Annotated in this window: 23 protein-coding genes; 10 read left to right on the top strand and 13 right to left on the bottom strand. The window is 68.1% G+C overall.

The window, feature by feature from the left end; genetic code table 11:
- The first annotated feature begins 3 nt into the window (after positions 1-3).
- Positions 4-633 (top strand): lysophospholipid acyltransferase family protein, encoded by a 630-nt coding sequence (locus tag ACM0PB_RS04690; RefSeq protein ID WP_005419712.1) that lies wholly within the window; start codon positions 4-6, stop codon positions 631-633.
- Positions 630-1,625 (top strand): phosphatidate cytidylyltransferase, encoded by a 996-nt coding sequence (locus ACM0PB_RS04695; RefSeq protein ID WP_065186303.1) that lies wholly within the window; start codon positions 630-632, stop codon positions 1,623-1,625. The genes ACM0PB_RS04690 and ACM0PB_RS04695 overlap by 4 nt, the downstream gene beginning before the upstream one ends.
- A gap of 184 nt (positions 1,626-1,809) precedes the next feature.
- Here the strand turns inward: ACM0PB_RS04695 and fis are convergent, their stop codons facing one another.
- The 3 genes from fis to prmA all read right to left on the bottom strand — a co-directional run bounded on the left by fis (position 1,810) and on the right by prmA (position 3,931).
- Positions 1,810-2,085 (bottom strand): DNA-binding transcriptional regulator Fis, encoded by a 276-nt coding sequence (fis, locus tag ACM0PB_RS04700; protein ID WP_005419706.1) that lies wholly within the window; start codon positions 2,083-2,085, stop codon positions 1,810-1,812.
- A 115-nt stretch (positions 2,086-2,200) separates the two neighbouring features.
- Complete coding sequence (locus tag ACM0PB_RS04705; protein ID WP_065186304.1) at positions 2,201-2,968, bottom strand: DUF3426 domain-containing protein; 768 nt, start codon at positions 2,966-2,968, stop codon at positions 2,201-2,203.
- 42 nt (positions 2,969-3,010) lie between these two features.
- On the bottom strand, positions 3,011-3,931 hold the full coding sequence (prmA, locus tag ACM0PB_RS04710; RefSeq protein WP_065186334.1) for a 50S ribosomal protein L11 methyltransferase: 921 nt from the start codon (positions 3,929-3,931) through the stop codon (positions 3,011-3,013).
- Between the two features lie 164 nt (positions 3,932-4,095).
- Between prmA and ACM0PB_RS04715 the strand changes: the two genes are divergently transcribed.
- The gene (locus ACM0PB_RS04715) at positions 4,096-5,061 is read left to right on the top strand and encodes a hypothetical protein (RefSeq protein WP_065178827.1); all 966 of its coding nucleotides are present in this window, start codon (positions 4,096-4,098) and stop codon (positions 5,059-5,061) included.
- Positions 5,058-5,432 (top strand): hypothetical protein, encoded by a 375-nt coding sequence (locus tag ACM0PB_RS04720; protein ID WP_005419699.1) that lies wholly within the window; start codon positions 5,058-5,060, stop codon positions 5,430-5,432. Before ACM0PB_RS04715 ends, ACM0PB_RS04720 begins: the two co-directional genes overlap by 4 nt.
- 133 nt (positions 5,433-5,565) lie before the next feature.
- On the opposite strand, the gene accC is transcribed toward ACM0PB_RS04720, so the two are convergent.
- From accC to ACM0PB_RS04740, 4 genes are all read right to left on the bottom strand, one after another.
- Positions 5,566-6,933 (bottom strand): acetyl-CoA carboxylase biotin carboxylase subunit, encoded by a 1,368-nt coding sequence (gene accC, locus ACM0PB_RS04725; RefSeq protein ID WP_065178826.1) that lies wholly within the window; start codon positions 6,931-6,933, stop codon positions 5,566-5,568.
- Between the two features lie 10 nt (positions 6,934-6,943).
- A complete protein-coding gene (gene accB / locus ACM0PB_RS04730; protein WP_019660824.1) occupies positions 6,944-7,423 on the bottom strand; it encodes an acetyl-CoA carboxylase biotin carboxyl carrier protein in 480 nt (159 codons plus the stop codon).
- 59 nt (positions 7,424-7,482) lie between these two features.
- Complete coding sequence (gene aroQ, locus ACM0PB_RS04735; protein ID WP_414604732.1) at positions 7,483-7,926, bottom strand: type II 3-dehydroquinate dehydratase; 444 nt, start codon at positions 7,924-7,926, stop codon at positions 7,483-7,485.
- A gap of 350 nt (positions 7,927-8,276) precedes the next feature.
- Entirely contained in the window at positions 8,277-9,005 is a 729-nt protein-coding gene (locus ACM0PB_RS04740) for a DOPA 4,5-dioxygenase family protein (protein ID WP_065186306.1), read from the bottom strand.
- Between the two features lie 165 nt (positions 9,006-9,170).
- Here ACM0PB_RS04740 and ACM0PB_RS04745 point away from each other — a divergent pair, with 165 nt between their 5' ends.
- A complete protein-coding gene (locus ACM0PB_RS04745) occupies positions 9,171-9,998 on the top strand; it encodes an isocitrate lyase/PEP mutase family protein (RefSeq protein ID WP_065178825.1) in 828 nt (275 codons plus the stop codon).
- Between the two features lie 33 nt (positions 9,999-10,031).
- On the opposite strand, the gene ACM0PB_RS04750 is transcribed toward ACM0PB_RS04745, so the two are convergent.
- Positions 10,032-10,565, bottom strand: coding sequence for a hypothetical protein (locus ACM0PB_RS04750; RefSeq protein ID WP_005419691.1), 534 nt, complete (start codon positions 10,563-10,565; stop codon positions 10,032-10,034).
- Positions 10,566-10,690: 125 nt separating this feature from the next.
- On the opposite strand from ACM0PB_RS04750, the gene ACM0PB_RS04755 reads away from it, so the two are divergent.
- Positions 10,691-11,287 (top strand): NAD(P)H-dependent oxidoreductase, encoded by a 597-nt coding sequence (locus ACM0PB_RS04755; RefSeq protein WP_065178824.1) that lies wholly within the window; start codon positions 10,691-10,693, stop codon positions 11,285-11,287.
- Between the two features lie 16 nt (positions 11,288-11,303).
- The gene (locus ACM0PB_RS04760; protein WP_065178823.1) at positions 11,304-11,897 is read left to right on the top strand and encodes a TetR/AcrR family transcriptional regulator; all 594 of its coding nucleotides are present in this window, start codon (positions 11,304-11,306) and stop codon (positions 11,895-11,897) included.
- 13 nt (positions 11,898-11,910) lie between these two features.
- Here ACM0PB_RS04760 and ACM0PB_RS04765 read toward each other — a convergent pair whose 3' ends face one another.
- Positions 11,911-12,693, bottom strand: a complete 783-nt coding sequence (locus ACM0PB_RS04765; protein ID WP_065178822.1) for a D-alanyl-D-alanine carboxypeptidase family protein — start codon at positions 12,691-12,693, stop codon at positions 11,911-11,913.
- A 133-nt stretch (positions 12,694-12,826) separates the two neighbouring features.
- On the opposite strand from ACM0PB_RS04765, the gene ACM0PB_RS04770 reads away from it, so the two are divergent.
- Positions 12,827-13,393, top strand: a complete 567-nt coding sequence (locus tag ACM0PB_RS04770) for a GIY-YIG nuclease family protein (RefSeq protein WP_005419685.1) — start codon at positions 12,827-12,829, stop codon at positions 13,391-13,393.
- Between the two features lie 7 nt (positions 13,394-13,400).
- Here ACM0PB_RS04770 and ACM0PB_RS04775 read toward each other — a convergent pair whose 3' ends face one another.
- Positions 13,401-13,544, bottom strand: coding sequence for a hypothetical protein (locus ACM0PB_RS04775; protein ID WP_162911598.1), 144 nt, complete (start codon positions 13,542-13,544; stop codon positions 13,401-13,403).
- Positions 13,545-13,642: 98 nt separating this feature from the next.
- Here ACM0PB_RS04775 and ACM0PB_RS04780 point away from each other — a divergent pair, with 98 nt between their 5' ends.
- Positions 13,643-14,554 carry a LysR substrate-binding domain-containing protein gene (locus tag ACM0PB_RS04780; protein WP_065178820.1) on the top strand — a complete coding sequence of 304 codons (912 nt, stop codon included), beginning with the start codon at positions 13,643-13,645 and terminating at the stop codon, positions 14,552-14,554.
- Here ACM0PB_RS04780 and ACM0PB_RS04785 read toward each other — a convergent pair.
- Together ACM0PB_RS04785 and ACM0PB_RS04790 are read right to left on the bottom strand one after the other, a co-directional pair.
- Positions 14,538-15,254 carry an ABC transporter substrate-binding protein gene (locus ACM0PB_RS04785; RefSeq protein ID WP_065178847.1) on the bottom strand — a complete coding sequence of 239 codons (717 nt, stop codon included), beginning with the start codon at positions 15,252-15,254 and terminating at the stop codon, positions 14,538-14,540. The two genes, ACM0PB_RS04780 and ACM0PB_RS04785, sit on opposite strands and share 17 nt — an antisense overlap.
- A gap of 270 nt (positions 15,255-15,524) precedes the next feature.
- Positions 15,525-16,364 (bottom strand): arylamine N-acetyltransferase family protein, encoded by an 840-nt coding sequence (locus tag ACM0PB_RS04790; protein ID WP_414604731.1) that lies wholly within the window; start codon positions 16,362-16,364, stop codon positions 15,525-15,527.
- Between the two features lie 202 nt (positions 16,365-16,566).
- On the opposite strand from ACM0PB_RS04790, the gene ACM0PB_RS04795 reads away from it, so the two are divergent.
- Entirely contained in the window at positions 16,567-19,107 is a 2,541-nt protein-coding gene (locus ACM0PB_RS04795; RefSeq protein WP_065178819.1) for a methyl-accepting chemotaxis protein, read from the top strand.
- 92 nt (positions 19,108-19,199) lie between these two features.
- On the opposite strand, the gene ACM0PB_RS04800 is transcribed toward ACM0PB_RS04795, so the two are convergent.
- A complete protein-coding gene (locus tag ACM0PB_RS04800; RefSeq protein ID WP_235649052.1) occupies positions 19,200-21,722 on the bottom strand; it encodes a PepSY domain-containing protein in 2,523 nt (840 codons plus the stop codon).
- Between the last annotated feature and the right edge of the window lie 10 nt (positions 21,723-21,732).

Genomic DNA, 21,732 nt, shown 5'->3' on the forward strand with positions numbered 1-21,732 from the left:
CCGATGTTCGCCGAACTGATTGCACGCGCCTGCAGTGGCGCGATCCACGTGGTGACGGGCGCCCGTGCGCTGTGGATCGGCTGTGCGCCGTCCAGCGAGCGCCGCGTGTACTACGGCAACCACGCCAGCCATGGCGACTTCGTGCTGATCTGGTCGTCGATGCCGCCCGCGCTGCGGCGACAGGTACGCCCGGTGGCCGCCGCCGAATACTGGCAGCGCGACGGCCTGCGCCGCTACCTGATCGATGCGGTGTTCAACGGTGTACTGGTAGAGCGTGAGGCCGGGCACCGCCAGCAGGACCCGTTGCAGGTGCTGCGCGATGCGGTCGACGAAGAGTGCTCGCTGATCCTGTTCCCGGAAGGCACGCGCAATGTGGGCGATGAGCCGCTGCTGCCGTTCAAGAGCGGCATCTACCACCTGGCGCGGCAACGGCCGGAGCTGGAGTTCGTGCCGGTGTGGATCGACAACCTGAAGCGGGTGATGCCGAAGGGCCGGTTCCTGCCGCTGCCGCTGCTGTGCACGGCTACGTTCGGCACGCCGCTGCGGCTGCAGGCCGACGAGGACAAGGCTGCATTCCTGGCCCGCAGCCGGCAGGCGCTGCTGGACCTGGCGCCGAATGGAGGGCGCGCATGAGCTATCTGATGGACGTGTCCGGTGACCTGGCCGCGCGCAGCGTGGGCCAGCAGACCGGTCTGCTGTTTGCCGGCGTCGGCGTGGTGCTGGTGCTGGCCACGCTGGTGGCCGAGACCCTGCGCTGGCGGCAGCGTGGGCAGCCCAGTGCAGTGATCGCCAACCTGGTGTCGCGCATCCGCGCCTGGTGGGTGATGGCGATCGTGGTCGGGCTGGCGCTGTTCTTCGGTCGCGCCGGGGTGATCGTACTGTTTGCGATCATCTCGCTGTTCGCGCTGCGCGAGTTCATCACTCTGGCACCGACCCGCTCGGGCGACTACTACGCGCTGCTGGCCGCGTTCTACATCGTGCTGCCGTGGCAGTACTACCTGGTGTGGATCGACTGGTACGGCATGTACACGCTGCTGATTCCGGTCTACGCATTCCTGTTCCTGCCGATCCTGTCGACCATCGGTGGTGACACCACGCACTACCTGGAGCGCACCGCGAAGGTGCAGTGGGGGCTGATGATCTGCGTGTTCTGCATCTCGCACGTGCCGCTGCTGCTCAACCTGCATGTGCCCGGGCATGACCCGGCGCGCAACGTGCTGCTGTTTGCCTTCCTGGTGATCGTGGTGCAGTCCTCGGACGTGCTGCAGTACATCTGGGGCAAGCTGCTGGGCCGGCACCTGATCGCCCCGAAGCTGTCGCCGTCGAAGACGGTGGAGGGCTTCGTGGGCGGCGTGCTGAGTGCCAGTGCGCTGGGTGCGGCACTGTGGTGGATCACCCCGTTCACGCCGCTGCAGGCGTTCGGCCTGTCGCTGCTGATCAACCTGATGGGGTTCTGGGGGGGGCTGGTGATGTCGGCGATCAAGCGCGACCGTGGCATCAAGGACTGGGGCCACATGATCGAGGGCCATGGCGGCATGCTCGACCGGCTGGATTCGGTGTGCTTCGCCGCGCCGGTGTTCTTCCATGTGGTGCGGTATTACTGGAAGGCGGGCGGGGGCGGGTGATCCTACCGGGCCTTCATCCACGCATGGCGTGGATCTACTGACGGGCGGGGGCGGTTGACTTTGCCGGGCTTCCATCCACGCATGGCGTGGATCCACCGGTAGTGCCGGCCGCTGGCCGGCAACTGCAACTTCCTGCCATCGTTCATGGGGTTGCCGGCCAGCGGCCGGCACGACCCACGCGCGCTTACGCGCTGATGCCGTATTCCTTCAGCTTCTTGCGCAGGGTGGCGCGGTGGATGCCCAGCATCGCCGCGGCGCGGCTCTGGTTGCCTTCGCAGTGGTTGAGCACTTCCACGAACAGCGGGATTTCCATCTCGCGCAGCACGATCTCGTAGACATCGTCCGCGTCGCAGCCATCAAGGTCACGCAGGTAGCGGCGCACGGACTGGGCGACGTGTTCACGCAGCGGTGGCCGGGGAGCGCCACGACTGTTGTCAGGACGAGAGAGGACAGCGTTCAAGGGGGTTCCCGATTCGGTTGGCCCGTGCGCGCGGAGCGCGCGGCCGGACGAGGTGGTGGCGGCCAGTCTAGCGCGAGCGTGCCCGACCTGCCACGGCTGGTCGCCTCTATCCTGCTCAGAGGAAGTCGAAGGTGAATGCGACGGTGGATGCGGCGGGTTCCTGCACGCGGAACGCAATGCGTGCACTCTGGCCAGGTTCCAGCACGGCCGCGCCGGGGTTCTCGCCGAGGTACTGCGCCGGTGCGAACACGCCGCTGCCGATCACCCGGCCATCGGCGTCAGACAGCGACAGGCGCAGATCCGGCCAGGCCTGTGCCCAGCGCGCATCGTTGCGGATGCTGGCCTGCACCTGCAGTACGCCCGCCTGGCCCGGCACGGGGCGGATCTCGCGGCTGGTCATGGTGAACGCGGTGGGGTCATGCCAGGCCGGCAGGCTGCAGCGCAATACGCCGCACAGTGCGCCCAGCCAGGCGCGGTTGCCGGCGTCGGCGGCCAGTCGCGCACGATCGGCCAGCACGCTCTGCAGGACCAGCAGCAGTGCCAGTCCGGCGACCAGCCCCCAGTGCCAGCGTGGCGTCGGCAGTGCGCGTGGCCGCGAGGTGCCCAGGAAACTGGGTGCATCTCCGGCCACGGCCTGCGGAGCCGGAGCGGCAAGGACGGGTTCGATCACGGCCGCTTCGTCGGGGTTGACGATGTCATCGCACTGTCGCGTTTCCGCCATCGGTGGCGGCGCCGCTTCGAGGGGGGTGCGGGCTTGGGCTGGCGGGATGTCATCCATCGCCGGGTCGGGCGTGCGTGAATCGGTCGCAGGTGCAGCCTCGCCTTCCGACGCGGGGCGCAGGAAGGTGGCCAAGGGGCGGCGCGGCGGGTTCGGCTCGGACATGCTCAGGGTGCGGGCTCGGATCCAGCGGTCATTCAATCACGATCAGGCGCGGCGTACGCCGGTGATGCGCATCCAGTCGCCATCCTGGGTCGCCTGCAGGTCGTTGAACCACGCGGCGTAGCGCTGCAGCAGTTCGCCTTCCTGGCCATGCAGGATGCCGGACAGGGCGATGCGGCCGCCGGCAGCGACGCGCGCGGCCAGCAGCTCGGCCAACGCGTCCAGTGCCGAGGCAAGGATGTTGGCGACCACGATCGGGTAGGTGGCGACCGGTTCGTCCTGCGGCAGGTACACGTGCATGCGTGCCTGCTCGCCGTTGCGCTCGGCATTGTCGGCGGTGGCGACCAGCGCCTGTGGATCGTTGTCCACGCCGACCGCTTCGGCGGCACCCAGCTTCAGCGCGGCCAGGGCGAGGATGCCCGAGCCGCAGCCGAAGTCGAGCACGCGCTGGCCCTGCAACTGGCCGTCCACGGCCAGCTGGTCCAGCCAGCGCAGGCACAGGGCGGTGGTCGGGTGGGTGCCCGAGCCGAAGGCCAGGCCCGGGTCCAGCCGCACCACGGCGGCATCGGCGGCCTGCGCGGCGTCCGGCAGTTCATGGTTCCACGGCACGATCCAGGTACGGCTGCCGAAATCCATCGGCTGGAACTGGTCCAGCCAGGCGCGTTCCCAGTCTTCATCCTCGACGGCGCGGAAGCTGCCGTTGCTCCAGTCCAGTTCCGGATCGAACGATTCCAGCGCGGCCAGCAGCAAAAGTGCATTGCTGTCGGCGGGGAACAGTGCGCTCAGCACCAGGGTGTCCCACAGCGGCGTTTCACCCACGCCGGGTTCGAGGATGGCCTGTTCGTTGCTGGTGTCGGCTTCGGCATCGAGCAGGGTCACAGCCAGTGCGCCGACGTCCTCCAGCGCATTTTCATAGCGGGGCTGGGTGGCTTCGGTGCAGCGCAGGGTCAGTTCCAGGAACGGCATGGCGGTGGGGGCAATCACGGGAAAGGGGGCCATGCTAGACCATCGGAGCGTCTCCGTATCGCGTGAGATGCCACCTTGAGATGAACGGGGGCAGTTCAGACAGGCCTGCCGGGCCTTGCTAAACTCGTCACTTTCCTGTGCGCCGTGAACGCTCACCGCCGCCGATGGCCTTCGCCCCGACCCTGAAAACCTGGTTGCTCGTGCTGCCGGCGGTGGCCGTGCTGGGCGTGGCCGGGTACCGGGCCAGCGGCCATGCGGCGGGCGTGGCATCACCGTCGCCGGACCTGCCGACCGTCGTGGCCAGCCGCGACAGCGGAGCGGCGTTGCCGGTGGTGCCGGAAGCCCTGGCGCGCCGGCTGGCCACCGTCGAGCGCGGCAACACGCTGCCGTCGGGCCTGCCGCTGGACCTCCGCGCCGACATCGAAGACGCCAGCGATCTGTACGCCTACGCCCAGCGACTGCGCGTGCAGGCCGATACAGGTAACCATGAAGCGCGCTGGATGCTCAGCCGCGTGTACGACTATTGCGCGCAGTACGCACTCGATCCGGGTGGCTACCGCCTGGACAACAACGTGTTGAGCGGGTTGGGCCTGACCGCGGCGCCGGCGATGATCGAGGCCCGCGAGCGCGTGGCGCAGCGGTGTGGCGGCTTCGTTCCGGGCGACAAGCTGGGCGCTGCGCTGGTGCTGGCCGAACGCCGCAAGGCGGCCGCGCAGGGCAACCTGGCCGCAGAAGCATCGTTGTTCGCCGAGGGTGAGCCGTTGCATGACAGTGCCGAGTACCGCCGCGACCTGGTCGAGCGCGTGCGCACTTCGCGTGACCCGGAGGCCTATATGGCGATCGCGCCGGGCATGGGCGTGCGTGCCGCCGGTGACAGCGCACTCGACGGCCTGGTGGCGGGCGAACAGCTCAGTGAGCTTGCATGGCGGCTTGCGGCCTGCGAACTCGGTCTACCGTGTGGAGCGGACAGCGTGCTGGTCAACAGTTTTTGTGCGAACGGAGGGATCTGTTCGCAGGATGGAGCGCAGGATTTCCGGGATTTCGTGTATGACGCTGCGGTATCGCGGCAAGGTGCTGGGAAAATGAAGGAATGGATCAAGCGATTGATTGGAAAGAGGGACGGGCGATGAATTACCGTCGATTCCTGCATGGGGCCAAGTTCTGGTTCTGGGTGGCGCTGTTCGTGGCCTACTCTGCCGGTGCGGTCGGCCTGCTGATGATCGATACCTACGAGGATCGGTACCGGCATCTGTCGAAGGTGGAACTGACCACGGTGAAGGCGCAGGAAGACGTGCGCCGCGCCGGCGCCAGCCAGGTCGCTGCGGTCTATCGCGCGCAGACGGGCATGCCGTTCGCTTCACTGCCGGCTGGCAGCACCTTCCAGGTAGTTTGGCCGGATGGCTCGACCGAGACCATGGTGATCGTCGATCCGACCTCGCCCAATGGCGTGCGGCCGCTGGCCAATTCGCAGATTCCGGCGACCGCGGCGGACGCGCGCTGAGGCCGCATCAGTAGAGCCGAGCCATGCTCGGCTGCACTCGCCCGCAAGCCGGGAACGGCTCGGCGCTGCCGGAAGGAAAACAGGAAAGGGCGGGAATATCCCCGCCCTTTCCATGTCCAGCATCGGGTGACGATCAGGTCAGCGCGATCGGCTTGTTCTTGCGTTCGGCAAGGCGCTTTTCCAGGTAGTGGATGTTCTGTCCACCGGCCTGGAAGCCCTTGTCGCGCATGATCCGCTGCTGCAGGGCGATGTTGGTCTTGATGCCATCGACCACCATCTCGCTCAGCGCCACCCGCATGCGGGCGATGGCGGTTTCGCGGTCCGGGCCGTGCACGATCAGCTTGCCGATCATCGAGTCGTAGTTGGACGGCACGCGATAGCCACTGTAGATGTGGGTATCCACGCGCACGCCGGGGCCGCCCGGCGGATGGAAGCCGGTGATGGTGCCCGGGCTCGGCACGAAGGTCTCAGCATCTTCGGCGTTGATGCGGCACTCGATGGCATGGCCGGTCAGTACCACGTCGCTCTGCTTGATCGACAGCTTCTGGCCAGCGGCGATCTTCAGCTGCTCGGCCACCAGGTCGATGCCGGTGACCATTTCGGTGACCGGATGCTCCACCTGGATGCGGGTGTTCATTTCGATGAAGTAGAAGCGGCCGTCCTCGTACAGGAATTCGAAGGTGCCGGCGCCGCGATAACCGATGCGGATGCAGGCTTCCACGCACACCTTGCCGATCTGCTCGCGCTGTTCGGCGGTGATGCCCGGTGCCGGTGCTTCTTCCACCACCTTCTGGTGGCGGCGCTGCATCGAGCAGTCGCGTTCGCCGAGGTGGATGGCGTTGCCCTGGCCGTCGGCCAGCACCTGGATCTCCACGTGGCGCGGGTTCTCCAGGAACTTCTCCATGTAGACCTCGCCATTGCCGAACGCGGCCTTGGCCTCGCTCTTGGTGGTTTCGATCGAGGTCTTCAGCGAGGCTTCGGCGTGCACGACGCGCATGCCACGGCCACCACCGCCGCCGGCCGCCTTGATGATGACCGGATAACCGATCTCACGGGCGATCTTGGTGTTGGCGACGATGTCGTCGCCCAGCGGGCCGCCCGAGCCGGGCACGCACGGCACGCCAGCGGCCTTCATCGCGCGGATGGCTTCGACCTTGTCACCCATCATGCGGATGGTGTCAGCCTTGGGGCCGATGAAGATGAAGCCAGACTCTTCCACGCGCTCGGCGAAGTCGGCGTTCTCCGACAGGAAGCCGTAGCCCGGGTGGATGGCCTGGGCGTCGGTGACTTCAGCAGCGGCGATCAGTGCCGGGATGTTGAGGTAGCTCTGCGGCGACGGCGCCGGACCGATGCAGACCGACTCGTCGGCCATGGCCACGTGCTTGAGGTTGCGGTCGACCGTGGAGTGCACGGCCACCGTGCGGATGCCGAGGGTGTGGCACGCGCGCAGGATGCGCAGCGCGATCTCCCCTCGGTTGGCGATGACGACTTTGTCGAGCATGGCGCGCCCCTCAGCCGATCACGAACAGCGGCTGGTCGAACTCCACCGGCTGGCCGTTCTCGCCGAGGATGGCGACGATGGTGCCGGACGTGTCGGCTTCGATCGGGTTGAACATCTTCATCGCTTCGATGATGGCCAGGGTTTCGCCTTCCTTGACCTGCTGGCCCACGGTGACGAAGGCCGGCTTGTCCGGGGCGGACGAGGCATAGAAGGTGCCGACCATCGGCGAGCGCAGCACGTGGCCTTCCGGCAGCGCCGGGCCCGGCTTGGCGGTGCCGCCGGTGGACGCTTCGGTCGGCGACTGCATCGGCATGGCCTGCGCCGCCGGCGCCGCCGGGGCGGCGTACACCGGAGCAGCGACCGGTGCGGCATAACCAGCGACCGGAGCGCGCGACAGGCGCACCGACTCTTCGCCTTCCTTGATTTCGATTTCAGCCAGGTTCGACTCTTCCAGCAGGTCGATCAGCTTCTTGATTTTGCGCAGATCCATGAGGGCCTCTTTGGTTTCTATCTAGGTGAGGAGAGCGCCGTGGGCGCCCGGGTCGACAATCAGGTGGCGGATACGCGCAGCAGCGCCGCGTCCATCGCGTAGCGGTAGCTGTCGGCACCGAAGCCGCACACCACGCCCACCGCCTTGTCACTGAAGTAGCTGTGCTGGCGGAAGGGTTCGCGGGTATGCGGGTTGGACAGGTGGATCTCGATGAACGGCACCGCCACCGCTGCCAGCGCATCGCGCAGGGCCACCGAGGTGTGGGTGAAGGCGGCGGGGTTGATCAGGATGAAAGCGGTTCCGTCGTTGCGCGCAGCCTGCACGCGGTCGACCAGCACATGCTCGGCGTTGGACTGCAGGCTCTCCACGGCGTGCCCGGCAGCCGATGCCTGCGCGGCCAGGGCCTGGTTGATGTCGGCCAGCGTGGTGTGGCCGTACACCTCCGGCTCGCGGGTGCCGAGCAGGTTGAGGTTGGGGCCGTGCAGGACCAGCAGCTTCGCCATGGGATCCGGAAGACGGGAAAGGGCGGCAGTCTGGCGGAACCGGTGGATGCTGTCCAGTTCGGCGAAGTTTGCAGCGTTTCAATCGTATGTTTGAAACGTGCCGGAGGGCCTGTGGCTGTATGGCGGACGCCGGATCAAGGCGCGCTGAACGTCGTGCAGGCGGTGGATGCGAGCACATAGGCCGACGATCACGGCAGGGCCGGGCGAGGGGCGATGCCGCAACGGCCCATGATGCGGTAGATCCACGCCATGCGTGGATGAAGGAAGTGCGGCGCGCAGCAAGCTACGCAGCCACCGAGGGGGCTGCCCAAGGTGCGCTGCCCCCCCCAGCGCCCCAATCGGACATCCGCTCAGGTTTCCAGCGGCACCGTCGGCACCACGTTCGGGAATACCTCCTCCAACGGCTCCTGTTCCCCCGGTTGTGGCGCCGGCCAGTTGTAGGCGTTCACCGGCTGCGCGCGGTTCACCCACAAGGCGTAATACAGGTGATCGGCGCGACCGTCGCCGGTATTGGGGTGGATCAGGATGGTCAGCCCCAGGCTGTTGAGCTGCAGCCACGGCACCAGCACCGGCAGCAGGTCGTTGGTGAAGCCGAAGTAGAAAGAGGGCGTGACGTGCGGGCCGCGCGGCTCCAGGTTCCAGTTGCCCAGCTCCACCGGGAAGCGCTCGGCGGCCCAGCGCCGCAGCAGGGCTGCCTTCTCGAAGCTGTCCTCATCGAAATAGATATGGGCGTGGTAGCTCTTGATGTCGGTGTAGGCGCGCGGGGCGGTGGGCAACGTGGCCTCGCCGGGGCGCACGCTGGCCGGGCGCGGGGTCGGTTCGCTGGCCGTGGCCTGGCCCCAGGGGCTGCGGCCCTTGGGCGCTGGCGGAACGATGGCGCGGAAGCCAGGTCGCCCGGGTTCGGTGGTGTTCACGGCGCTGCCGACGCGCGCGGCGGCGGTGGCGGTGGACGCGCTGGCCAGGCCGCCGGCGGCCAGGCCGGCCGACGCGATCAGGCGCCGGCGGGCGGGCGAGAGCAGGTCGGCCCAGTGGGCGTCATCGTCGCCTGCGTCGGTGAGGGGATGCGGGTCCGGGTGCATGAGGGGCTCCGTGGCGGCATTGTGGGGGCAGGCGTCCACGCTCGGGCAGGGCTGCCGGTGGCGTCCAATAAGCAGCCGGCATCACTTCATGCACGGCTGCCTTCGTCGCCTTGAGCGCGACCGAACGGCGGGCTAGGGTGCAGGTCTACTGCCCCGGAGCCCGCCATGGCCTCGCCTGATGCCGACACCCTGCGCAAGCGCGCCAGCTTCCGCCAGTTGCATGCAGCAGGATGCTTCGTGCTGCCCAATCCGTGGGACGTGGGCAGTGCGCGCTATCTGCAACGGCAGGGCTTCCAGGCCCTGGCCACGACCAGTGCCGGCTGCGCCTGGAGTGAGGGGCGGCCGGACGGCGCGGTATCGCTGCAGGCCACGCTGGAGCACCTGCGACTGATGGCGGCGGCGACCCCGTTGCCGTTGAATGCCGACTTCGGTGATGGTTTCGGCGCTACGCCACAGGCGGTGGAGGAGGCGGTAGCCGCGGCGCTCGCTACCGGCATCGCGGCGTTGTCGATCGAGGACGCCAGCGGCCTGGCCGATGCACCACTGAGGCCCATCGAGCAGGCGGTCGAGCGATTGCGAGCGGCGCGTGCGGCCATCGACCGCGCGGGCGGCGACGTGCTGCTGGTCGGGCGAGCGGAGAACTTCTTCGTGGGCGTACCGGATCTGCAGGACACCCTGCGGCGCCTGCGTGCCTACGCCGAGGCCGGTGCCGATGTGCTGTATGCACCGGGCATCAGTACGCGCGAGCAGATCAGTGCGGTGGTCGCCGCCGCGGGCTCCAAGCCGGTGAACCTGCTGGTCGCTGGCCCCACAGCACTGAGCCTGCAGGACATCGCCGCACTTGGCGTTCGCCGGGTCAGCCTGGGCGGTGCGCTGGCGCGTGCCGCGTGGGCTGGGCTGATGCAGGCGACCCAGCCGATCGTGCAGGACGGACGCTTTAATGGCCTGCAGCAGGCGGCGTCCGGGGCTGCCTTGAACGCGTTGTTCCAGTAGCCCCGCGCCCTGCATGACGGGAAGGGCCGGCGACTACAACGCCTCGATCTCCCGCTTGGGCAGGATCACGCCGGGTTCCAGCGCTGGCAGCAGTTGGCGAAGCAGGCGCGGATTGTCCTGCAGCCCCGTGCCGTCCAGATACGTCCACCCGGAACCGCCAATGCGGCGCACGGCCACCATGAACGTGGTGCTGCGCATCGGGGTTTCACGCACCCGTACCAGGGATTGGCGTGGCACGAAGCAGACTTCTTCCTCCCCGGCCGCATAGGTCCGGGTCGGCACACCGACGTCTTCGCTGATGACCACCACGCCGCCGCTGTGCTGCTTCTTCAACGCATCGCGGGTGATCGCCTGGAAGGCCTCATCGCCGCCGGCCAGCCGCTTGAGGCTGGGATGCGTGCGCTCGATGAGGAAGTCCGCGTCGCCGCGGGCGTAGGCAGTCATCAGGGCGCGCACATCTTCGCGCAGGGCCTTCGCGTCACTGGGACTGAGTTCACCCGCGAAGGCGGATGGCAGCAACAGCGACAGCAGCAGCGTCAGTATCGTCAGGGGCAGGCGTCGATCCATGTCCGGATGTCCCACAGGGCATCGTTGCACTATACGTTGGACGCGAAAACAGCGTCCCACCGGTGGCGCTGGTTTCCCAGGAATCGCTACTTACCATTGGTAGGTATCGATTCCTGGAGATCCCCATGCACAGCCTCATTGTCATCGCCCACCCTGAGCCCGTTTCGCTGACCCACGCGATGGCGCGTCGCATCGGTGATGCCATTGCCGCGGCCGACACCGGCAACACCGTGGCCTATGCCGACCTGATGGCCGAAGGCTTCGATCCGCGCTTCAACCCGCAGGACCAGGCGTTGTTCCGCAGCACCGGCGCGGTACCGGCCGATGTCGCTGCCGAGCACGCGCGGCTGGATGCCACCGATACGCTGGTGCTGGTGTTCCCGTTGTACTGGTGGTCGTTCCCGGCGCTGCTGAAAGGCTGGATCGACCGTGTGTTCACCAACGATTGGGCCTACGCACAGGATGCGCAGGGCAGGCTGGTGAAGAAGCTGCAGCGCCTGAATGTGCATCTGGTCGGCTTGGGCGGCGCCGACGCAGCCATGGTCGAACGTCGTGGCTACGACGCGGCAATGAGGACGCAGATCGACATGGGCATCTTCGACTATTGCGGCGCACGCGTGCTGTCGTCCCACCTGCTGCTGGACGCCGATACCGGTGCCGCTGAAGCGCATCTACAGACCGCGCTGGCGATCGGCCGTAAAATTGGTGTTCCAATGCGCTGATCGCCGTGCTCCGCCGATGCCCGCCAACGCCACCCCCACGCGCCGCCGAATGACCCGGGAGCAACGCACCCGCCAGTTGCTGGATGTGGCCTGGGCACTGGTCCGCGAAGAAGGTACCGGAGCGTTGACGCTGGGGCGGCTGGCCGAAGCGGCGGGCGTGACCAAGCCTGTGGCCTACGATCACTTCGTGACCCGCAATGGCTTGCTGGCGGCGCTCTACGATGACTATGACGGACGCCAGACCGTGGTCTTCCACGAGCGCATCGGTCGCGCCCGGGCGCAGCTGGTCGATCGGGCGGCGGCCATCGCCTCCGGCTACATCGACTGCGTCCTCAGCCAGGGCAGTGAAGTGCAAGGCATCCTCGCCGCGCTGGTGGGGGCGCCGGAACTGCATGAGGTGCGGCGGCGCTACCAGCAGGATTTCATCGACAACTGCCAGGTCTGGCTGGGCCCGTTCGCCGCCGACGGCACGGTGTCGCTGGCGGGGCGCTGGGCCATCCTCGGTGCGGCTGAAGCCCTTTCAGAGGGTGTGGCTGCCGGCGCGCTGGACAAGGCCGGTGCCGTGGCCGAGCTGCAGCGGCTGATCGTGGCGACGGTCAAGCGGCGCTGAGCCGCACGAGCGGTCAGCCGCCGGCCAGGGCGGCGAATCCCGCGGCCAGCTGGTCGCGCACCAGTGCGTCGCGCGCGTCGCGGCTTGCAGAGCCCAGCACCACGGTGATCAGCCGTACCGGCTGGTCCCGCCCGGATACTGGCCGGCACGCGGTGGCGGCCAGGCAGAAGCCTGCGGCCTGGGTGTAGCCGGTCTTCAAGCCGTCCACGCCGTCTTCGCCGAGCAGGGCGTTCTGGTTGCTGCGGTTGAAGCTGCCATGGGCGAACGCGCGCTGCGCGGTGATCGCCAGGATCTGCGGATGGTCGTTCAACAGGCGGGCGGCCAGCACCGCCATGTCGCGCGCGCTGGAGACATGGTGCGGTGTGGTGATGCCGGACACGCTGGCAAACCAGGTGCTGCGCAGCCCGAGCTGGCGTGCGTGCCGGTTCATGCGTTCCAGGAATGCGGCCTGCGATCCGTCCAGGTGACGCGCGATCGCCAATGCAGCGTCATTGCCGGAAACCACCATCAACCCTTCCAGCAGGCGTGCCAGAGTGATTGTCTCGCCGGGCACCAGGCCCATGCGCGTTTCATCATCGGCCACGGCATGCACATCGTCGGCGGCGATGGTGACCGGGTCGTCCCACGAGCGTCCGTTCTCTTCGACGCACGCATAGGCGGCGTAGGCGGTCATCAGCTTGGTCAGCGATGCCGGTTGCCGCGCGGTTTCAGCGTTGTGCTGGTGGATCACCGCGGAGGTCGCCGCTTCCAGGGTGATGGACGAAATCGGTAGGGGGGCGGGCGCAGCAGACGGCATGGCGGGCGGAGATGGCAGCGACGGTCAGCAAGAATAGTTCGTGCCGGCTGCACGAAGCCGCACTGCCGGAGCGCTGCAGCGTCCACGGCAACGCCCGGTTGCGCCCGGGCTGGGGTCGAGGCAGCCTGCGCACATGCAATCGGATATCCGCATCGACGGTCGTGTCTTCACCTACGTCTTCCCGTGTGCGTGGGAGGACTACGCGAAGATCGGCTTTTCACGTGATCCGCTCGGACGCATCAGCGCATTGCATCGGCGATGGTTCGAGTTCTTCGACCTCGATGCCGGTGCGCTGGTGGAAGCGGAGGGCGAGCGCGATGCACGTGATCTGGAGCTGCAGCTGCGTTCGCCGTTCAAGGCGCACCGCGCACCGGCACCGATGACGATCCAGCACAAGGCTGGGGGTCGTACTGAATGGGTACGTGGTGCCAACCAGGCCTTGTCGCTGGCAATTGCTGCGTTGGGTGAACAAGGCTATCGCTGTTACCCGCTGAAGGCATGGCTGCAGGCGGCGCTGCGCCTGCGCATGGACCGGCTGCACGACTGGGCTGTGGTGCAGCTTCCGGAAGAAGAAGGCCTGCGGATTCCCGGTGGCCCCGGTGAGGGCGTGCTGCGTGACACGCTCGACGGTTGCCGGGCACTGGATATCGATCCAATGCCCTGGCTGCCTGAATACGTCCAACGCTGGTACACAGGTTGAGCCGCGTTCAACGGGTCCTCGGCTGCTGAACCGGCGCGGCCGGTTGCGCCGCGCACGCAGGGGAGGCGGTGGACGGGCTGGCCAGCTGGCGTGCCAGCTCGGCGTTGGCCACATGGCCGTGCAGGAACAACAGGCTGCCGAAGATGTTCATGAGCGTGCCTCCACTTGAGTGGATTGCACGATACGGGCAGCATGGAAGCGCAAAAAGAGACATTTCCGCAAGCATGCCTTGAGAGGAATTCAAGCCTGATGTCCCGTCCGCCCCTTCATGCCCTGCAGGGATTCGTGGCCGCCGCGCGGCTGGGCAACCTGTCACGGGCAGCGGCGTCGATGAATCTGACCGTCAGTGCGCTCAGCCATCAGATGCGCCAGCTGGAAGAGCGGCTCGGGCAGCCACTGCTGGTCCGCCAACCGCGTGGCGTCGCCCTCACCCTGGAGGGGCAGCGCCTGCTCGACCAGGTCGGCCCGCATCTGGATGCGATCAACGAAGCTTTCCAGCCCTATGCGGCCCGCGCCGAGCACGTGCTGACGATCAGTGCGGTGCCGTCGATGGCGTCGGCGTGGCTGGTGCCGCGCTTGGGTCACTTCGTGGCTGAGCACCCACAGATCGAGATCAACCTGCAGTCGAGTGAGCGCCTGATTGATTTCGAGCGGCAGCGCCAGTTCGACGCCGCGCTGCGGCTGGGTAGCGGGCAGTGGCCGGGCCTGGTGGTTGAGCCGCTGTTCGACGAGTGGCTGCTGCCGATGGCGAGCCCGGCGCTGATCGAACGCATGGCAGGGATCGACCGGGTGCCACTGAACCAGTGGCCACTGCTGGGGGACCCCGATGGTGCGTGGGGGGCCTGGTTCGCGTTGAGCGGGCAGACCCCGCCGTCGCGCTTCGTAGCGGTGCTGGATGATTCGGAGGCACACCACCGTGCGGCGCTGGACGGGGTGGGCGTGGCGCTGGGGCGGGTGACGCGGGCGCGTTTGTTGCTGGATTCCGGCCAACTGGTTGCGCTGTCCAACCTGCGCCTGAAAACCGCCTGGCCGCATTGGCTGGTCTACCCGCAGCGTTCGGCCCGCCACCGCGGCTTTCTTGCCTTCCGCGACTGGCTGCACGCGCAGGCTGCCGAACACGTGCGGCACATGGCGGACGCTACACTCATCGCACCAGCGTGACCGCCTGCCCGCCACGCGCGAATGCCTCTTCCAGCAGCGAGCCGGCCTTGATCGCCTGCACTTCCTTGAACAGCGCCTGCAGCGCGTCGGCGGGGCGCGATGCCGGCGCCGCCACCGCCTGCTGGATCGCGGTGAAACGGTCGGCCAGCACGCGGTGGCCGGGATGCGCCCGCGCCCATGCTTGCAGCGGCTGGCGCACGCCGGCGGCGGCATCCAGGCGCTGCAGATCGAACAGGGTGATCGCAGCCGCCGACGTCTCGGCCCGTTCGATCGTGGCGTGGCGCAGTTCGCGGCTGAGAAACAGGTCGTAGGCTGCACCGCGGCCCACCGCGATGCGCAGCCCCTCGCGGTCGAGGTCGGTCACCTGCTGCGCGGGACTGTCCTCGCGCACCAGATAGGTGCCTTCGATCTCCACGTACGGAGCACTGAAGGCGATGCGGTCGGCGCGTGCCGGATCGATGGCCAGGAAGGCCAGATCCCAGCTGTCTTCGCCTGCCGCAGCGACCACCGAGGCTGCGGCATCGTGACAGGTGAAGCGTGCCTGCACACCCAGGCGCTGCGCCAATGTCGTGGCCAGCTCCACCGACGGTCCGCGCGGTGAGTGCGCATCGCCCTGCGCCAGCACCGGGTTGCCCAGGTTGATCGCCACGCGCAGGAAACCCTGCGGTGCCAGCGCACTTTGGTGATCGGCCAGGGACATGCAGGACTCCGCGAGGAAAGGGGCACCCAGCATGCCAGCACTGCCCTGCAAGGGGCGTCATGCTGCACGACTGCAGGATGGCCTACCTTCCGTTTGCCGACGAGGCCGCAGGTGTGGGCATGGACTTGGAGGTGAGCCTGGAGCGTGCACTGCGAGCGGGAGCTGAGCTGCGCTTCGGACCGGTCGACGCGGGCGACTGGCGCGTGGCCGAGCCCACGCTCGGCTGCTGTTGGCCCAGCCGCCCAAGCTCAGCCGAGCATGGGCTCGGCTCTACAAGGTCGCGGCGCGTGAGCGCTGCAGCCAGTCGTTGATCGCCGGATCGAGCCGCAGGTCGTCCGGCAGCTGCATGCCGAAGCCTTGCTGCAGCACGTCGCGCACGTCGGCAACATCCTGCAGCGGACGCTTGTCCGGTGCCTGGCCGGGGCGGTACTCGGTGTAGTTGCCGCTGCCGATGGTGCGTCGCCAGTCCGGCCCGGTCAGCGACGCGCGCAGCTGGCCAGGGAAGCTGGAGTCGGGATGGGTGCACACGTACCAGTTGCCCACCACGTTGTCGATCGGTGCCGGCACGTGCAGGTCGAAACGGTACATCGCCCGCCAGCCGTCAGCGGATTCGGCGGACAGCACGAAATCCCCCTCGCCGGGCAGCCGCTGCAGCAGATAGCGTTCGTGCGGCGTGGCTTGCGGTTGCGGATCATGCAGCCGCAGCGGCACGGTCGGGGTCAGGCTGCCGAAACCGGCATCCACCAGCCAGTCATCGCCGTCCACCTGCACGCGCAGCAGCAGGTGGGTCCGTGCGGTCAGTTCGCCGTCCTGGGCAGCCAGCAGCACGCGCGCGCTCAATGGCTGTGCATCGAAGCCCAGCGCCTGCAGCAGCGCCAGCAGGCCGCCGTTGAGTTCGAAGCAGTAGCCGCCACGACGGTCGTCGAGCAGCTTGCGCTGCACGCTGTCCAGGTCGATCGGTACCGCATCGCGCAGCAGGCAGCTGAGGGTCTCGAACGGCAGCACTGCGTTGTGACGCTGCTGCAGCAGGGTCAGCCCGGCCAGCGTCAGCGGTGGCGGGGCATCCAGCTGCAGGCGCTGCAGGTAGCGGGGGACATCGAGCGTCGTCATGGCGGCACCGGGCGGGAGGGGAGGTCCACTGTGCTCCCCCAACCGGGGTTGAGGTCAAGGGCGCTGGTCGTGTCACGCCAGCGTCGCCTGCACCCGGTACAAAGGCCGCGTCCGCCCGTCACCGCTGGGCCAGGACGACGAAAGTTCTAAAGTTGCCTTGAATCCGGCCGATACAGGTGCGTCCTTCTGCCTGGAGTCTGTCATGTCGGCCGTTGTCCCCCACCTCCGGTCCCTGCGCACGCGGCTTGCGGCGCTGCGCCCGGCGTCTTCCGGCCTGCTGCTGTGGCTGCAACCGCATCGGCTGAGCGTAGCCAACAAGCTCAAGGCGACCTTGTGGGTCTGTGGCCTGGGACTGGTCGCAATTGCCGCCGCCTATGCCTGGACCGGGCATGCCAGCACGCAGGCTGCGCGCAGCCAGGCCAGCTACCAGCGCGGCAGTGATCTGGCCGCGCGCCTGGCCACGCGGGTGGCCGAAGCGCGCCGCCTGCAGATCCAGTATGCACGCAGTTTCGATGATGCCGACCGCGCGCAGCTGCTGGCCACGCAAAAGGCGCTGCAGGACGATCTGCAGGCCCTGCGCACGATGCCGATGGATGCCGGCCGGCGCAAGGCCCTGCAGGCGCTGACCGAAGCTGCAGACGCGTTCTCGCAGGGTGTTGCCGCCCTGTTCGAACGGGTCGACGAGATGGGCCGTGGTGAGGCCGGCCTCGCCGCGCAGCTGCAACAGGCTGCAGACACGCTGCAGGGGCAGGTGGATGCGCAGCAGCGGGATGCGCTGGCGTTGTCCCTGCAGAAGATGCGGCGGCAGGAGGCCCTGCTGCTGCTCGACGGTGATTCCACCCACGCCGACCGCGCCAGCGAAGAAAAGCTGCCGTTCGATCTCGCGCTGGCGGGCCTGCCCGCGGATGCGCAGGTCACCCTGCGCACCGGGATGGATGCGTATCAGGCCGCATTGCTGGGGTATACCGCGGCCCGCGTCGGCCTGGATGTGGAAGCGCAGTCGCTGCTGGATACCGCCGCGGGCGTAGCGCCTGCGCTGGCCGCATTCCAGCAGGCACAGGTGGCGGCGCTGGCCGGGGCGCAGGCACGCCAGCAGGCCGGCGCGCGCACCATGAGCGTGCTGTTCGCACTGACCCTGCTGCTGGTGGCCGGCGTGCTGATCACCAGCCTGGTCCTGGTGCTGCGTGCGGTGCGCCAGCCGATCCAGGACACCCTGCGCTTCGCCAGCGACATCGCTGACGACCGCTTGGACACCACCCTGCGCGTCTACAACGCCAACGACGAGATCGGCCAGCTGGCGCAGCGCCTGGTCGACATGCAGCAGCGCCTGCGCGCGCGTATCGAGACCGAGCGTGCCGTGGCGCGCGGCAACACCCGGGTGCGCCAGGCATTGGACAGTGCACAGACCGGTTTGATGGTGATCGATGCGGAAGGGCAGGTCGCCTACGCCAACCCGGCATTGCTGCAGCTGCTTGACCTGCGGAACGAAGCGCTGGTGGGCAGCGACGCGGTACGCCTGCATCCGGCGTTGGCCAGCCTGGCCGGCGTGCGCCAGCGCGAAGAGCGCGAGATCGGCCATGCCGGCACGCGTTACCAGCTGATTGCCAACCCCGTCATCGATGAAGGGCAATTCCTCGGCGTAGCGGTGGAATGGCGCAGTCGTGCGCTGGAGACCCTGCTGGAAACCGAGGTCGCTGCCCTGGTCGATGCTGCAGCACACGGCGACCTGCACGGTCGCATCGCGCTGGAGGGCAAGCAGGGCTTCGTGCGCACGTTGTCGACCAGCATCAACCGCCTGCTGGCGACGTTTGAAACCAACCTCGGCGACCTGCAGGCATTGCTGGCTGCGCTGGCCCGTGGTGACCTCAGCGTGCGCATGGAGGGTGAGCTGCAGGGCGTGTTCGCGCGCATGCGCGATGATGCCAACGCGACGGTCGCGCAGCTGGGCCGCATCGTCACCCGCATCCAGCACGCCACCTCCAGTCTCGATACCGGCGTTGGCGAGATCGTTGCCGGCCATCATGATCTGTCTCAGCGCACCGAGCAGCAGGCCGCCAACCTGGAAGAGACCGCCGCTTCCATGCACGAACTGACCGATACGGTCGGTCGCAATGCTGATGCCGCAGGCCGTGCCGACGCGCTGGTCAAGGGTGCGGCTGCGGTGGCGCAGCGCGGCGGCGAGGCTGTCGGCCAGGTGGTGGCGACCATGCAGGGCATCAGCGAGGCATCGCGGCGGATCGGCGACATTACCCAGCTGATCGACGGCATCGCCTTCCAGACCAACATCCTGGCGCTGAATGCGGCGGTGGAAGCGGCGCGTGCCGGTGAGCAGGGCCGCAGTTTCGCCGTGGTAGCCGCGGAAGTGCGCCTGCTTGCACAACGCAGCGCAGAGGCGGCCAAGCAGATCAAGGGCCTGATCGAGGATTCGGTGGCGCGTGTGGGAGAGGGCAACCAGCAGGCCGAACAGGCCGGCACCACGATGGGCGAGATCGTCGGCAGCGTGCAGCAGCTGGCCGAGCTGCTGGCGGGTATCCGCAGTGCGTCGCAGGACCAGCATGCCGGCATCGCACAGGTGAACCAGACCATCGTGCAGATGGAAGCCAGTACCCAACGCAACGCCAGCCTGGTGGAAGAGGCCGGTGCCTCCACGGCGCAGATGCAGGTCCAGGTGCGTGCCCTGGCCGACGCGGTGGGCGCGTTCCGGTTGCAGTCGATGCCGCAGGCGCGCGCCGCCGCGGCCTAGTCAGCCGAGCGTAGGCTCGGCGCTACATCGGCTGCAGGAACACTGTAGAGCCGAGCCCATGCTCGGCTCACACCAGCGTTCGGCGGCAGGAATCAATACACGTCGCGGCGGTAGCGCCCGTTTTCCAGCAGCATTTCCACCGCTTCATCGCCCAGCGCCGTTCGCAGCACCTGATCCACGCCTTCGGCCATGCCCTGCAACGACCCACAGACATGGATCACCGCACCGCGCCGCATCCAGTCGCGCAGCGTTCCGGTGGCCGCCTGCAGGCGATCCTGCACATAACCGCCGTCGCCATCGCGCGAGAACGCCAGGTCCACCCGCGCGAGATGGCCATCGGCCTGCCACGCTTCGATCTCGTCGGCGAACAGGAAATCGAGTGCACGCTGGCGCTCGCCGAACAACAGCCAGTGCCCGTGTTCGCCTGCACGGGCGGCTTCGCGCAACAGGCTGCGCAGGCCGGCGATGCCGGTGCCGTTGCCGATCAGCACCATCGGCGCGCCAATGACACGATGGAAACCGGGGTTGCGATGCACGCGGGCGACGATGCCGGCACCGATCGGCGCATGCAACGACAGCCAGCCCGAGCCCAGCCCGGCTCGACCGGAGGCGTCATGCACCAGCCGCACCACCAGCTCCACCACGCCATCATCCGTGCAGGAGGCGATCGAATACTCGCGGCTGGGCAGCAGCGGCAGCCCGGCCAGCCACAGGCAGGCATCCTGCACTGCCAGCGCGGCATCGGCCTCCGGCAGCTCGCGTTCGCTGGCCAGCGCCAGCAGCGTGCGCGGATGGCCATCGACCAGCAGGGGCTGCAGCGGATCCAGCCCATGCGCCTTCAACACGGCACCGGCATGCTGCGCATTGTGGCGGGGCGCGATGTGCAGGATGTCACCGGCCTGCCACTGCACGTCGGCCGGTGCGGCAAGACGGATACGCCAGATCGCTCCGCCGACGCTGCCAGGGTTGAGGCGGTCACGGCCGAGCAGGCGCCACTCATGCATCTGCGTAGCCGCAGGCAGCACGCTGTCATCGGTGACGATGCCGGTGAGCGCACCCAGCTCCTGCTGCCACCGGCGCAGCGCGGGGACCGAGGCGGCATCGACGTCGACGCGCTCGAACAGTGCACGCGCGCCGTTTCCGATCAACCAGCCATCGACCCGGCGGCCGAAGCCGCAGTAGTGCGGGTACTGGCGGTCACCCAGCGCGAGCAGGCCGAACTGCAGGCCCGAAAGGTCCAGCGCTTGTGCAAGCAACTGCCGCGCTGCGCGCCGTGCGGCGTCGGGCGGCTCGCCGTCGCCGAAGGTGCTCAGCACGAACAGCGCGCTCGATGCACGCAGCAGGAGCGCGGCATCGATGCGCGCCAGCGGCAGCACCTGCACCGCATGGCCGGCCGCCTGCAGCTGGGCCGCCGCGCGCCACGCCAGCTGTTCGCCCAGTCCGCTCTGGCTGGCATGCACCACCAGCCACGCTGCGTTGCCGGCGTCGCTGGCCGGCATCGGTAGCGCCTGGCGCAGCCCGCGCGCGGCACGCTGGCTGCGGCGGCGGTCCAGGTACAGCATCCAGCCGGTGATGAAGAACAGGCTCATGCCCAGGCTGCTGAGCATCACCACCACGCGTCCGGGTACACCGAAGTAGCTGCCCGAATGCAGCGCGAACACGCTGGTGGCCAGCTGTCCGCCCGCGCCCTGGCGTGCGTACGGGCGGGCATCGAGAACCGCACCGCTGGCCGGATCGAGCTGCAGCAGGTCATGCGCACGATCGTGGTGGCCGCCGCGCTGCGACGGATCACCGGCCATCACCCGCACGTTCAGCGCCTGCCCGGGCTTCTCCGGCAGGCGCAGGTCAATGAAGCCGGCGCGCACGCCCGGCACCGCGTACAGCGTGGCTTCAATGCGGTGCAGGTCCAGCGATGCATCGGTGGCAACCTGGTGCTTGGCCGCCGGTGGGACGCCCAGCAGCGTGCTGGCCGCGCTGCGATACCCGTCGAACGACCACCACAGGCCGGTCAGCGCACTCATCAGGTAGATCAGCAGCACCCAGGTGCCGACGACCGAGTGCAGGCTCCACAGGAAGCCGCGCCCGCTGCGTTTCCACTCCACTGCCAGCCAGCTGCGCCAGTGCCACCAGCGTCGTGGCCAGCGCAGGTAGAGTCCGGACAGGGTGAAGAACAGCAGGGCGATGGCACAGCTGCCGGTGATCCACTTGCCGCGTTCGCCCGCGGCAAGGTGGCGATGCAGGTCCTCGACGAAGTCGAAGAACGCCTGGCCGCGCAGGGCGCTGAAGCGCTCACCGCTGTACGGGTCGAAGTACACCCAGTGGTCCTTGCCGCCGGCAAAGCGCGCGACCGACGGCCGCTGTCCGGTGGCATCGATACGCAGGCGTTGCAGGGGGCGTTCGCTGCCGGCCTGCAGCAGCGGCACCAGTTCACTGAGTGCAAGGGGATGCTGTCCGTCGGCATGGTGCTCGGCGATCTCGGCAAAGCCGGGATTGGCGGCGCGCAGCAGCTCGTCCTCGAAGGACAGCACGGCGCCGCTGAGGCCCATCACGGCCAGGACGGCACCGGCGGTAATGCCCAGCAGCCAATGCAGTTGGAACAGGACGTTCTTGAACATCGAAGGAGAG

The organism is Stenotrophomonas sp. AR029 (assembly GCF_047520695.2).
Taxonomy (GTDB): Bacteria; Pseudomonadota; Gammaproteobacteria; order Xanthomonadales; family Xanthomonadaceae; genus Stenotrophomonas; species Stenotrophomonas sepilia.